This window comes from Lachnoclostridium sp. An14, assembly GCF_002160755.1.
GTDB lineage: Bacteria > Bacillota > Clostridia > Lachnospirales > Lachnospiraceae > Lachnoclostridium_A.
This window is the reverse complement of record NZ_NFLE01000001.1, coordinates 225,708-238,936: the sequence shown is the minus strand read 5'-3', so window position 1 is coordinate 238,936 and position 13,229 is coordinate 225,708. Positions and strand designations below refer to the sequence as shown.

At 58.6% G+C, this 13,229-nt stretch carries 9 protein-coding genes; 7 read left to right on the top strand and 2 right to left on the bottom strand.

The features are described from left to right. Positions 1–95 precede the first annotated feature (95 nt). From B5E84_RS01100 to B5E84_RS01090, 3 genes are all read left to right on the top strand, one after another. On the top strand, positions 96–1,259 hold the full coding sequence (locus tag B5E84_RS01100; protein WP_087217894.1) for an isocitrate/isopropylmalate family dehydrogenase: 1,164 nt from the start codon (positions 96–98) through the stop codon (positions 1,257–1,259). 164 nt (positions 1,260–1,423) lie between these two features. Beyond that, complete coding sequence (locus tag B5E84_RS01095; protein WP_087218227.1) at positions 1,424–2,563, top strand: 2-methylaconitate cis-trans isomerase PrpF family protein; 1,140 nt, start codon at positions 1,424–1,426, stop codon at positions 2,561–2,563. A gap of 239 nt (positions 2,564–2,802) precedes the next feature. After that, positions 2,803–5,100: a hydratase gene (locus tag B5E84_RS01090; protein ID WP_087217892.1), complete on the top strand. Its 2,298-nt coding sequence runs from the start codon at positions 2,803–2,805 to the stop codon at positions 5,098–5,100. Here the strand turns inward: B5E84_RS01090 and B5E84_RS01085 are convergent. Continuing rightward, a complete protein-coding gene (locus B5E84_RS01085; RefSeq protein WP_087217890.1) occupies positions 5,063–6,001 on the bottom strand; it encodes a LysR family transcriptional regulator in 939 nt (312 codons plus the stop codon). The two genes, B5E84_RS01090 and B5E84_RS01085, sit on opposite strands and share 38 nt — an antisense overlap. 263 nt (positions 6,002–6,264) lie before the next feature. On the opposite strand from B5E84_RS01085, the gene B5E84_RS01080 reads away from it, so the two are divergent. Genes B5E84_RS01080 through B5E84_RS01070 form a run of 3 tightly spaced genes read left to right on the top strand, consistent with a single transcriptional unit; the run spans position 6,265 to position 10,325 of the window. After that, complete coding sequence (locus B5E84_RS01080) at positions 6,265–8,226, top strand: aconitate hydratase (protein ID WP_087217889.1); 1,962 nt, start codon at positions 6,265–6,267, stop codon at positions 8,224–8,226. A 42-nt stretch (positions 8,227–8,268) separates the two neighbouring features. Then, a complete protein-coding gene (locus B5E84_RS01075; protein ID WP_087217887.1) occupies positions 8,269–9,570 on the top strand; it encodes a 2-hydroxycarboxylate transporter family protein in 1,302 nt (433 codons plus the stop codon). Positions 9,571–9,596: 26 nt separating this feature from the next. Next, positions 9,597–10,325 carry a hypothetical protein gene (locus tag B5E84_RS01070; RefSeq protein WP_087217885.1) on the top strand — a complete coding sequence of 243 codons (729 nt, stop codon included), beginning with the start codon at positions 9,597–9,599 and terminating at the stop codon, positions 10,323–10,325. Positions 10,326–10,472: 147 nt separating this feature from the next. Here B5E84_RS01070 and B5E84_RS01065 read toward each other — a convergent pair whose 3' ends face one another. After that, complete coding sequence (locus tag B5E84_RS01065) at positions 10,473–11,522, bottom strand: lactonase family protein (protein WP_204248519.1); 1,050 nt, start codon at positions 11,520–11,522, stop codon at positions 10,473–10,475. Positions 11,523–11,940: 418 nt separating this feature from the next. Between B5E84_RS01065 and B5E84_RS01060 the strand changes: the two genes are divergently transcribed. Continuing rightward, a complete protein-coding gene (locus B5E84_RS01060; protein ID WP_087217884.1) occupies positions 11,941–13,197 on the top strand; it encodes an SLC13 family permease in 1,257 nt (418 codons plus the stop codon). Positions 13,198–13,229 lie beyond the last annotated feature (32 nt).

Below are 13,229 nucleotides of genomic sequence, written 5' to 3'. Positions count from 1 at the left end.
GGCGTCTGGAGAAAGGGCGGCCGCAAAATCAGCAAAACCAGGAAATCCAAAGAAGACGAAAACCAACAAAATCAAATCAGAAAAGGAGAAACGACATGACAGAGGAAATCAGAGTAGCCCAGGAGAAATTTGCGGAGCTGATCCGTTCCGAGTATGAGCGGATTGAACGGATGAAGGCCGACCAGGAGATCACGGATTTTGCCGCTCTGGACACCATCGTGGTGGGCGTGCTGCCGGGAGACGGCATCGGCCCCATTATTATGGAGCAGGCCCTGCGGGTGTTAAAAAACCTGATGGCCCCGGAGCTGGAGAGCGGAAAGCTGGAGATCCGGGTGATCGAGGGCATGACCATTGAAAACCGGGCGGCAAAGCTGCAGAGCCTGCCGGACGAGGTATTTGAGGAAGTGAAAAAGTGCAACGTGATCATCAAAGGGCCCATGGTGACCCCCAGAGCCTCCGATCCCTGGCCCAACCTCCTCTCCGCCAACAGCCTGCTGCGCCGCGGCCTGGAGCTGTTTGCCGCCGTGCGCCCCATCCGCATTCCGGACAAGGGCATTGACTGGACCTTCTTTCGGGAGAACATCGAGGGCGAGTACATCTGGGGCAACAAGGGCATCCAGGTAAACGAGGATCTGGCCGTGGACTTTAAGGTGCAGACGAAACAGGGCAGCGAGCGCATTGCCAGAGCCGCCTTTGAGTTTGCCAGAAAGAACGGCAAGAAAAACGTGACCATCGTCACCAAGGCCAACATCGTCAAGCTGGCGGACGGCAACTTCATCAAGGCCGTGCGCAAGGTGGGCGAGGAGTATCCGGACATCGAGATCCAGGAGCGGCTGGTGGACGCCATGTGCGCCAAAATGCTGGATCCGGAGTTCAATAAAGGCATCGAGGTCATCGTCCTTCCCAACCTCTACGGCGACATCGTGACGGACGTGGCGGCGGAGCACCAGGGCGGCTTAGGCACGGCCTCCTCCTCCAACCTGGGAAATAAATACGCCATGTTCGAGGCCATCCACGGCACGGCGCCCTACCTGATGGAGCACGGCCGCGGGGAGTACGCCGATCCCTGTTCCCTGATCCGCGCCGTGGGCATGATGATGGCTCACATCGGCTACGGCGACCGGAAGGAGATCCTGGAGAAGGCCCTGGACATCTGCACCGTCACGGAGCGGAAGAAAGTGGTGACCACCTTCCCGGAGGACGCCAGCGCCAAAGAGTTTACGGATTACCTGTTAGAGACCATTGACCGGATCCGGTAAAAACAGTCCGGAAGGAGAAAAGAATGCCGGAAAACAACAGCCGGAACAATGCCCGCATAGGGAAATGGCATCCGGCAGAGCGAAAAATTTTCGGCCGGCCTCCGGCGAAAGGGAAACGGCCGCTTTGGGAAAGGTCCCCGGGGCGGCCGGGAGAGGAGAGCAGAATGAGAACATTTAAGACTGTATTCATGAGAGGCGGCACCAGCAAAGGCTGTATGTTTCACAGAGAGGATCTTCCGGCGGACCGGGGGGAGTGGGACAGCATTTTCCTCCAGGCCATGGGAGACCCGGACCCCAAGCAGATCGACGGCATGGGCGGCACCGTCTCCTCCAACAATAAAATCGTCATCGTCTGGAAAAGCGAGGAGCCGGGCATTGACGTGGAGTACCTGGTGGGCCAGGTGATCGTGGGAAAGAGCCAGGTGGACTATAAGTCCAACTGCGGCAACATGACCGCCGCCGTGGGCCCCTACGCCGTGGAGGAGGGCATGGTGCCCATCACGGAGCCCATCACCACCGTCCATATGCTGAACCGGAACACAGACAAATACATTGACGTCACTGTCCCCATCGACCCGGAGACGAAGACCTTCGCCCAGGAGGGGGACTGCGCCATCGCCGGCGTGGACGGGACGGCCGCGGAGCTGAAGGTGAAATTTTTAAACCCGGCGGGTGCAAAGACGGGAAAGCTCCTTCCCACGGGAAAATGCCTGGACGTGCTGGACATCCCCGGCTTTGGGCCGTTAAAGGCCACAATCCTGGACGTTTCCAACCCCATGGTGCTGGTAAAGGCGGAGGACATCGGCATGACCGGCACGGAGCTTCCGGAGGAGATCAACGGCAACCAGGAGCTCTGTGACCTTTTGGAAAAGATTCGTGGAATGGCCTGCTGCCGCATGGGTTTCGCGAAGGATTTAAAAGACGCCACGGAGAACAGCCCGGCGGTGCCGAAGGTAGGCTACGTCACTTCCCCCAAATCCTACAGGGACATTGCGGGAAATCAGGTGGAGGCAGAGGATATGGACATCTGCGCCAGGGTGATTTCCGTGTTTAAGTGCCACAAGGCCTGTCCCCTCACCTCCGCCAGCGCCATCAGCGTGGCGGCGGCCATGAAGGGCTCCGTGGTGGAGCAGATGATGGGAAAGAAGGGGCAGGCGGGCCAGGTGCGCATCGGCCATCCCAGCGGGATCATGACCATGGTCCCGGAGCTGGTGGAGACGGAAACTGGCCTGGAGCTTCCCAGCGTAGGCGTCCAGCGCACCGCCAGACGGATTATGGACGGAACCCTTTATATCAGAAAGTAGGAACGGCCGGGCCAGGCAGCCGCACGCGGTCACAGAAACCGCAGCTATGCCAGGCAGCCACACGCGGTCACGGAAACCACAGCCAGCGCCAAACCGCCGCACGCGGTCACAGAAACCGCAGCTGTGCTAGGCAGCCGCACGCGCCCACAGAAACCGCGCCTGCGCCAAACCGCCAATTTCACATAAAAAAATCAGATTCAGCCGCCGGCCATGGCGGCTGAATGTTTAGGAGGAACCATATGGTAACATTGACGAAACAGGGAGTCATCCTGAAGGAAAACTGGGAATTTGCCCCCGTAAGCCCGGACACGGCAGAACAGAAAGCCGCCATAGAGGCGGGAAAGACAGGCACCATGGCCTATGAGATTTTAAAAGCCCACAACCGTAGCGGGAACATGGAGGAGTTAAGCCTCACCTTTGACGCCCTGGTATCCCCGGACAACAACTATGTCAACATCCTTCAGACGGCAAAGGCCAGCGGGATCGAGAAATTCCCCGTGCCCTACGTCCTTTCCAACTGCCACCACACCCTCTGCGCCGTGGGCGGCACCATCAACGAGGACGACCACGTGTACGGCTTAGGGAACGCCAAAAAGTACGGCGGTATTTTCGTGCCCCCCTACCGGGCGGTGCTTCACCAGTATATGCGGGAGATGATGGCCGGCTGCGGGAAGATGATCCTAGGCTCTGACAGCCACAGCCGCTACGGCGCCCTGGGAACCATGGGCATCGGGGAAGGCGGCGGCGAGGTGGTAAAACAGCTCTTAGGGAAGACCTACGACGTGGCCTGTCCGCCGGTGCTGGCGGTGAAACTGACGGGACGCCCCAGGCCCGGCGTCGGCCCCCAGGACGTGGCCCTGGCCCTGGTAGCCGCCACCTTCTCCAACCACTTTAACAAAAACAAGATCCTGGAGTTTGTAGGCCCGGGAATTGAGGGACTCTCCATGGAGTACCGCATGGGCATCGACGTGATGACCACGGAGAGCGCCGCCCTTTCCAGCATCTGGTGCACCGATGAGGCGACCAGGGACTACCTGAGAGAGCACGGCAGGGAAGGAGACTACCGGCCGTTGCGGCCTCAGGTAGGGGCATATTACGACGGCCTGATCGAGATCGACCTCTCGGAAGTGGAGTGTATGATCGCCCTTCCCTTCCACCCCAGCAACGCCATGCCCATCCGGCACTTCCAGGAGCATATGGAGGACATTCTGCGGGAGGTGGAGCAGGAGGGAAGACGGATCAAGGGAGAAACGGGCGCGCCCTTCTCCATTATGTCCCACATCCGAAACGGCGGCTTTTACGTGGATCAGGCCCTGGTGAGCGGGTGCAGCGGCGGCCTGTTTGAGAACATTGTGGCCATGGCGGACATTTTAAAGGGCTGTGGGATTCCGGGGGACGGACTGGCCCTGGGAATCAACCCGGCCAGCCTTCCCATCATGGCGGATCTGATGGCCCAGGGAATCGGAAATGAGCTGGCGGTGGTGGGAGCCACCCTGCGGCCCTGCATCTGCGGCCCCTGCTTTGGAGTGACGGACGTCCCGGCGGACAACGAGATCAGCATCCGCCACATGACGAGAAACTACCCCAACCGGGAGGGCTCCAAGCCGGGCCAGGGCCAGATGGCGGCGGCCTGCCTCATGGATGCCAGATCCATCGCTGCCACGGTGAGAAACGGCGGCCGGCTGACGGCGGCCACGGAGCTGGATGTGGAATACCGCAGCCTGCGCCACCACTTCGACGAAGCGATCTACAAAAACCAGGTGTTCCAGGGCTTTGGAAAGGGAGACCCGGACACCAGCCTGGTCATGGGCCCCAACATCGCCGACTGGCCGGAAATGTACGCTCCACAAAGACATCTTCTGTTCCAGACCGCCGGCTCCTATGAGGGCTCTGTCACCACGGACGAGCTGATTCCCTCGGGAGAGGCCTCCTCTTTCCGCTCTAATCCGGAGAAAATTTCGGAGTACACCATGATCAGCCGGGATCCGGCTTATGTGGGACGGGCTAAGGCTGTCCGCGCTATGGAGACAGAACGCCGGAATCAGGCAAAAGAAGGGGGAGAAGTGATCCGTTCCGGAAATGAGACCTTTGACCGCCTGCTTACCGCCTTAAGAGAGCGCCTGGGCTGCGGGGCGAAGGACATCACCCTGGGGAGCCTGATGGTCAGCGATCAGATCGGAGACGGCTCCTCCAGGGAGCAGGCGGCCAGCTGTCAGAAGGTGCTTGGCGGCCTGGCCAACCTGGCCAACGAGTACGCCACCAAACGCTACCGCTCCAACCTGATCAACTGGGGCATGTTCCCCCTGCGGACCGAGGAAACGCTGGAGATTCCCGTGGGGACCTGGTTCCTTCTGCGGGATGTGAGGCAGTGCCTTGAGGGCGGCCCCGTTTGCCTGGAGGAGCTGGAGCCGTCCACCGGGGAGACGGTGCGGACCATTTCCTGCACCCTGGACGCCCTGACGGAGGAGGAGAAACGGATTCTTCTGGCCGGCTGCCTGATCAATCACTACCGAGGTCAGCGAGAGACTCCCTGCTAAACACATCCTTGGCCAACTGAATAAAATCCCGTTCCGGCTGCCCCAGATAGGAATCCTTGCGGTACATCACCAGCACGTTCCACGTCTGGGGCGGATCTCCCAGGGAGAATAAATCCACCGGCTGGTCGCAGAGGGCCAGGCGGGTGGTGAGATAGGGGATGATGGCCAGCCCGGTGCCGGTGGAGGCCATGCGATAGCAGGTGATGTTGCTGGCCAGCTCCATTTTGATCTCCGGGCGGATCCGCTGTTTCCGGAAAAAGAGGTCGCAGAAGGAGCGGGCCACGTGATCCTGGGAGAGAAGGAAGAAGGGCTGACCGTTCAGCATCTTGGGGGAAATGGCCGAAGGCCGGCCGGGAAGGCAGGCATCCTGGGAAAAGTAGCCCCTGGCGGCGGCTAACAGCAGCTCCTCCGCGTAGATCATCTGGCTTTCAATCCCCTGGAGGTTGTCCTTTTCGCTGTTTGGGAGGAGCACCAGGTCCAGCTTGCCGTTTCGCAGGCCCTCCATGAGCTTTTGGCCGCTGCCGGTGGTGAGATCCAGGGTGATGCCGGGGTAGAGCTCCTTAAAGGGAGGGATCAGCCGGGGCAGCATATAGGAGGCCCGGTCCCTGGAGGTGCCCACCTTCAGGACGCCGGTCATGTGGTGGGTGATGTCCCGGAATTCCTTCATGAGCCGGTCGTTTTCCAAGAGGATCCGCCTGGCGGACTCCATGTATTTCTCACCGGCGTAGGTGAGGGAAATGGGATTGGTGGTCCGGTCAAAGAGCTGGATGCCGAATTCCTCCTCCGCCTTCTTGATGTAATGGCTCATGGCGGGCTGGGAGATAAAGAGGGCGTCCGCCGCCTTCGTGATGCTCTGGTATTCCGCTACCGCGGTCAGATATTTTAACTGACGAAAATCCATGGTTCCTCCTTTGTGGCTGACGCCGTTTCACGATGAAAACGGGCAGGTTCTGAATCGTTCCAGGGTGGCCCTTTTCTCCAGTATAGAAAAGAAATCGTTCCTTTACAACCGGAATCGACAAATTGTTTCTGGAATGACATGAGAAAAAACTCATGATCCTGATATAAATAATGACATTTTACATATCTATCTAATATTGTTAAAATAGTATCACAACAGCAGATTGCACAAAAAGCAATGAAAAAAGAAAAGGAGTATGAGAGATGTTGATGAACCTGACGCAGAAAATTCTGCACTCCCATCTGGCAAAACCGTCTGATATGGTGCCGGGAGAGGAAATCTTCTTAAAAGTGGATCAGACCCTGACCCACGACATCAACGCGGTAATGACCTACCTGGCCTTTGAGGCCATCGGCTTGGACCGCACCCAGGTGGAGACCAGCGTAAGCTACCTGGATCACAACCTGCTTTACTTAGACAACAAGACGCCGGATGACCACATCTACCTTCAGACTGTGGCGGAGCGCTACGGCGTGTACGTGTCCCGGCCCGGCAACGGCATCTGCCATGCGGTGCAGGTGGCCCGGTTCGGCGTTCCCGGAAAGCTGTGCATGGGCGGCGACAGCCATACGCCCCACGGCGGTTCCATCGGAATGCTCTGCATCGGCGTAGGCGGCATGGATGTGGCTACGGCCATGACGGGAGTGCCCATGCGGTTAAAAATGCCGAAGATCGTGAAGGTAAACCTCACCGGCCATTTAAAGCCTGGCTGCAACGCCAAGGAAGTGATCCTGGAAATGCTGCGCCGCGTAGGCATCAAGGGCGGTCTGGGAAAGGTATTTGAGTACGTGGGACCGGGAGCCGCCACCCTGACGGTGAACGAGAGAGCCACCATCACCAACATGGGAGCGGAGATGGGAGCCACCACCTCCATTTTCCCGGCGGACGGGCAGGTAAAAACCTTCTTAAAGGCCCAGCACCGGGAGGAGGACTATGTGGAGCTGCTGCCGGACGAGGGCTGTTCCTACGACGAGGAGATGGAGCTGGATTTGAGCAGCCTGGAGCCCTTATGCGCCTGTCCGCACCAGCCGGACAACGTGATCCCCTTAAAGGACGTGGAGAAGAAGAAGGTCCAGCAGGTATTTATCGGAAGCTGCACCAACGCCAGCTACTCCGACATCGCCAAGGCCGCCCTCGTGTTCCAGGGACGCCACGTAAATGAAAACGTAAGCTGCACCTGCGGCATTTCATCCAGACAGATCTACGTCCAGCTCATGCGGGACGGCTATCTGGAAATGCTGATAAACGCCGGTGTCCGCCTGCTGGAACTGGCCTGCGGCCCCTGCTGCGCCATCGGCCAGTCACCCGCCACCAACGGCGTGGCCGTGCGCACCTCCAACCGCAATTTTAAAGGCCGCGCCGGCAACCCCACCGCGGAGATCTACCTGGTAAACCCGGAGAACGCGGCGGCCACCGCCATCGTAGGCACCTTTGCCACGGCGGAGGAGGTCATGGGAGCGGATCTGGAGCGCCTGGCCCAGGTGAAGGAGCCGGAGGAGTATCCCATCGAGGACTCCATGATCATCCGCCCGCTGTCCGAGGAGGAGGCGAAGAAGGTGGAAGTGGTCCGCGGACCGAACATCAAGCCCCTTCCCGTTCCGGAGGCGCCCACCCAGCATCTGAAGGCTCCGATCAGCTTAAAGACGGTGGACAACATCACCACAGACGACATTACGCCGGCCAGCGCAGAATTTTCCAGTATGCGCTCCAATATCCCGCTGATGAGCCAGTACTGCTATCACCGGTATGATCCCACGTTCGCGGCCAGAGCCAAGGAGATGGGGCAGAGCATCATTATCGGCGGAGAGAACTACGGACAGGGTTCCTCCAGAGAGCACGCGGCCATCAATCCCATGTATCTGGGAGTCAAAGCGGTGATCGCCAAAAGCATTGCCAGAATCCACAAGGGCAACCTGTTAAACCACGGCATCATCCCCATGGTATTTGCCGACCCGGCGGACTATGACCGCCTGGATATGGAGGATGTGCTGGAGATCGACGGCCTCCTGGACCAGATGCAGGCCAGAGAGGTAGAGATCGCCGACGTGACGAAGGGATTTACCTTCAAGGCCCGCCTGGAGCTGTCTGACAGCGAGCTGGAGGTCATCTCCTGCGGCGGACAGCTGCGGTATCTGAAAAAGCAGCTGGAGGAGAGCCGGAAATAACCGGGAAAACCGGAAAACAAAAGAAATAGGGGGATATTTATCATGGAAGAAAAGAAAGAACTGACATTGGGAGGGCTTCCCTGGCAGCACGCCATCGTGGCAGTCATTCTCTGCGCCATTCCCATGTACTGGGGAATCCAGTCCAGCAGCCTGTCGGGAACCTTATGTTCCTGCTTTGCCCTGGCGGTGGTGCTCTATGAGTTTGGAGAGCGCCTTCCCATCTGGAACAACTACATTGGCGGCGGCCTGCTCATGGCCTTCTTCGGTGTGGCCCTGTTTAAGTATTTTGGCCTGATTCCCACGGAGGCCATTGACAACATCAACCGGATCATCTCTGGGGATGACGTAAACCTCCTGGAGTTTTACATCATCTTCCTCATTGTGGGCTCAGTGCTGGCCCTGGAAAAGGACATTCTGCTCCGCTCCTTCGCCGGCTACATCCCCGCCATTTTAGGCGGCCTGGTGGTCTCCGCCATCCTGGGCGTGGCCGCCGGCCTGGTGTTCGGGGTGTCTCCCACAGAGACCATTATGAAGTACGTGCTCCCCATTATGGGAGGCGGAAACGGCGCCGGCGCCGTGCCCTTAAGCAACATCTATGAGCAGGTGACGGGAGACGCGGCGGCAAACTTCTACGGCTTTGCCATCATCATCCTGACAGTGGGAAATATTTTCGCCATCGTAGGCTCCGCCATGCTGAACGTGGTGGGCCAGAAGTTCCCCAAGATGACGGGAGATAAGAGAACTCTGGTGCGCGGCGGTGAAAACCTTGCCAGGGACGACAAAAAGGTAAAATATACCATCAACGATATGCTGGGCGCCATGGTCATCGCCTTCGCCTGCTACAGCGTAGGCCGGATCATGGGCAAGAAGATCCTTCCCACCATCGCGGGAGCGTCCATTCATCCCTACGCCTACATGATCATCTTTGTGGTGATCCTGGCGGCCCTGGGCGTGATCCCCGCCAACATCCGCGCCGGCGCCAAGCGCCTTCAGTCCTTCATGACCAGCGTGCTGGGCATGGTGATCATGGTAGGCATGGGAGCGGACTTTGACATCGCGGAGCTGTTTACGGTAATGACTCCCGGCAACGTGATTATGGCATTCTTCATCGTAGTGGGCGCCATCATCGGTGCCGGCGGCGTGGGCTATCTGGTGGGCTTTTACCCGGTGGATTCCGCTCTGACGGCCGGCCTGTGCATGGCAAACCGCGGCGGCTCCGGAGACCTGGCCTGCCTGGGCGCTGCGGACCGTATGGATCTGATGGCCTACGCGCAGCTTTCCTCCCGTCTCGGAGGCGGCATTGTGCTGATCATCGCGTCCTTCCTGTTCTCATTCTGGCTGTAATAAGGATAAAGGAGTAAAAGAGGCTTATGGTTGCATATTTCCGGTTTCAGAATAATCTGCTGATGGCTTTGGGAGCGGTTTTGGGACTGGGGGCTGCGGTGTGCTGCCGCGGTTTCCTGCCCCAGGACCTGCCGGGCTATATCCTGGCGTTTCTGGCGGCCCTGGCGGCATTTGCCGGGGTGGTGGCGGGAAGGATTGTCTCCTTCTTTGCCGCCGGCAGAAGGCGGAAGGCGCTTTTGGACATCCTCTATACAGAGGGGGACGCGAAACGGTTTCTGGAGAAATTTTCCCCGGTAGTAAAGGGGATCCCCTCCGGAACCGTGGAGTATGTGGACGGCGTCCACCATCTGGCCTATGCCTATGAGGCCATGGGAGAGTATGACAAAAGCCTGGAGCTTTTGAACAGCCTGAAACCGGAAAGCCTCCGGCTCCACAGCCTGGTGGGCCAGTCCCTGGTGACGAACCAGAAACTGCGCCTCTGCCTGTTAAAAGGGGAGACGGAGGCGGCGAAGGCCCTGTTAGAGGAGCTGGAGGCTTTAAAGGAGACCGCCAGGACGAGGGCTCCGGCCGTGTGTTCCAGCCTGGAGGAGTGCTTGCGCCTGTTCGGCATCTGGCTTGCCCTTCTCTCCAAGGAACGGCCTGTCACCGGCGGGGACATCTCCTACGTGGAGGAGGAAATCCGCCTGACGGAAAACCCCATTCACCGGCGGGAGATGAATGGGCTGCTGGAGCAGCTTAAGCTGGCGGAGGAATAAAAACGCAGTTTCCTGTTAAAGAAAAGAAAAAACGGGAGCGGCCGCAGGCAGAGAGATTCTGCCGGAGCGGCCGCTCCCGTTTTCCTTTTACCGGGAAAGCTGGTCTCCCGGTAAAAGGAATGTGCGCGGTAAAGCGCCGGAACGGTTTTACAGGAATTGGATGCACACCGGGCTGCCGGTGGGGATGACGCGGGAGGTGGGAGTGAGCTGGCCTGTGGCCGGGTCAAAGAAGAACTCCACGATGGTGTCGCTGTCCTCGTTTGCCACGTAGCACCGCCCGTTGGGGCCAAAGCAGAAATACCGTGGCGTCTTTCCCAGGCATGGGAAAAATCCCGTATTTTTCAGATAGCCGGTGCAGGGGTCGATGCGGTACACCGCCATCAGGTCGGTGTAGCGGTTGGATACGATCACATAGCCGCCGTCCGGGCTCACCATCACCTCGCTGGCGTCGGAGTATCCGGTCACCGTTTCCGGGACGGTGGAGAGCTCCTGCAGGGCCGTCAGCTGTCCGCTTTCGTGGTCGAACTGGAAATAGAGGACTTTATTGCCTTTTTCCTCGCACATATAGAGCCAGCGGTTGTTGGGATGGATGGCGGCGTGGCGCGGTTCGTCCCAGGTTCTGGCCAGGAATCGTGAGGTTTCCTCAAACTCCCCGCTTTCCGGATGGTATTTTAAGGCCCGGATCTGGCCGTAGCCCTTTACCCGTCCCTGGGCGCAGGCGAACAGGTACTCTTTGGAATGATCCCAGAGGCACTGATGGATGGTGGAAACCTGTCCTTCCTGTTTCCCCTCATAGGTGTAGGCAGCCTTGATTTCCCCCAGGGAGCCGTCCGGCCGGCGCTCGATAGAGTAGAGGGTCCCGCCCTGGAGGGTGGCCACGATCACAAACCGGTTGGCAGCGTCTACGGTGATGTCCACCGGGTTTCTGCCGCCGATGTCCACGGTGTTTAAGTGTTTCAGGGTACCGTCCTCCCGGATCTCGTAGCTGGAGACCAGGGTCAGGTCCCCGTGTACGCTGTAGAGGAACCGTTTCTCCTGGTCAAAGCACTGGAAACTGGGATTGTCCGCCACAGACAGACACTGGCGTTCCTCCCAACTGCCGTCCGGCCGGATACCGTAGACGGTCAGCCCCTTTCCCCTGGCGTTTCGTTCCTTCGTGGTCCGGCATCCCACGTAAACATAGTCGTAGTTCATCATAGCTTGCACTGCTCCTTCCGATGATATTTGATTGGCTCCATTATAGAGAAGGAGAAAAGGGATGTAAAATCAGAAATTCCATATGGAGGTATAAATGCTGTTCGGCTCAAAATTCATCATATTGCACAATAAAAAAGATAAAAATTGCGCAGTATAGACAAAGAAAAGGGAAAAAGCGATAAGTTTTCGCGTATAATCAATGAAAAATTACGTATTTTACCATAAAAAAACGGACTGCTACAATACTGGTATCAAAAAAGTTTCAGGCGAAATCCCTTCCGCTCCCGGGGGAGAGGCAGGTCCCATTGCCTCCGGGGGAGAGGCACAGGTGCCGCGGGAGAGGGAAATGCGCCAAAGGCTTTGACTCCGCCGGGGACGAGCTCTCCCGGGGAGAAAAACAGGATTGGAGGAATGGAATATGGCAATCGTATCATTGATCGCTCTGGGAGCGGCAATCGTGCTGGGCTTTGTGCGGAAGGCAAACGTGGGAATTGTGGCAATGGCCCTGGCGTATCTCATCGGGCTGGCCTACGGCCTGCCGGCAAAACAGATCACGGGAGGGTTCAGCTCCTCTTTGGCGTTAACCATGATCGGGGTGATGTATTTGTTCGCCGTAGTAGGGGGAAACGGCACGCTGGAGCTGCTGGCCCGCCGGATCACGGCGTTGGCGGGAGGAAACCGGTATCTGCTCTACGTGGCCATCTATGTGATCGGCTTGATTCTCTCCGGCGTGGGGCCTGGGGCCATCCCGTCCTTAGCCATCATCCCGGTATTGGCCATCCCTGTGGCGCTGAAAGCGGGGATCAATCCCATTTTGCTCTCCCTCATCGGGCAGATGGGCGCCCAGTGCGTGCGGATGTGTCCCATCACCCCGGAGGCCGTGGTGGTGAGCGGCCTGATGACGGAACAGGGCTTAGACGGCAGCACTCTGCCTGGGATGTGGTGCCTGTGGGCTACGGAGCTGGTGATGATCGCCTGCGTGTTTGTGTTCTTTAAAGGCTGGAAGTTTGACAAGCCTCTGGAGTCCATCCGCGCAGAGAAGGCGGAGGCATTCTCCGGAAAGCAGCTTTTGACCCTGGCTGGCCTGTTTCTCATGATCGCCGCTGTGGTGGTGTTCCGCACGGATGTGGGACTGACCAGCCTGGTGGTGGGAACGGCACTGATCCTTTTGGGCTGTGCCGACGAGAAGGCGGTGGTAAAAGCCATCCCCTGGAACACCATTCTGATGGTTCTGGGGGTAGGGGTGCTGATGAACATTGTGCAGATCTCCGGCGGCGTGGAGATTTTAGCCGGTTCTATTTCCAAGATCAGTTCCTCCCGCACCATTACCGCCATGATGTGCGGCGTGTCCAGCGTGATGTCCTTCTTCGCGTCAGGGCTGGGCGTGGTGTTCCCCACCCTCATTCCCACCGTGGGCAGCATCGCCTCCCAGCTGGGAGGAGTGAACCCGGTGGAGCTGATGGCCGCTGTGGTGATCGGCGGGACCGTGGCCGGGTTTACCCCCATTTCCACCGCGGGAGCGCTGATTTTAGCAGGAGTGTCCCAGTTCCCGGAGGTCAGTGACAAATACTCCCAGAATAAGATGTTTGTGGAGCTGTTTATCGTGTCCTTCCTGTGTATGTTCATCAGCGTGGTCATGGGCGGCCTTGGCATTTACCGGGTGATCTGCGGCTGAGGAGAGAGGACGGCTTGTGCAACGGTCTGGGG

Coding starts and splice junctions, on each gene's coding strand:
- B5E84_RS01095 (WP_087218227.1), top strand. CDS start 1,424: ATGAGAACATTTAAGACTGTATTCATGAGAGGCGGCACCAGCAAAGGC.
- B5E84_RS01060 (WP_087217884.1), top strand. CDS start 11,941: ATGGCAATCGTATCATTGATCGCTCTGGGAGCGGCAATCGTGCTGGGC.
- B5E84_RS01090 (WP_087217892.1), top strand. CDS start 2,803: ATGGTAACATTGACGAAACAGGGAGTCATCCTGAAGGAAAACTGGGAA.
- B5E84_RS01080 (WP_087217889.1), top strand. CDS start 6,265: ATGTTGATGAACCTGACGCAGAAAATTCTGCACTCCCATCTGGCAAAA.
- B5E84_RS01085 (WP_087217890.1), bottom strand. CDS start 6,001: ATGGATTTTCGTCAGTTAAAATATCTGACCGCGGTAGCGGAATACCAG.
- B5E84_RS01065 (WP_204248519.1), bottom strand. CDS start 11,522: ATGATGAACTACGACTATGTTTACGTGGGATGCCGGACCACGAAGGAA.
- B5E84_RS01100 (WP_087217894.1), top strand. CDS start 96: ATGACAGAGGAAATCAGAGTAGCCCAGGAGAAATTTGCGGAGCTGATC.
- B5E84_RS01075 (WP_087217887.1), top strand. CDS start 8,269: ATGGAAGAAAAGAAAGAACTGACATTGGGAGGGCTTCCCTGGCAGCAC.
- B5E84_RS01070 (WP_087217885.1), top strand. CDS start 9,597: ATGGTTGCATATTTCCGGTTTCAGAATAATCTGCTGATGGCTTTGGGA.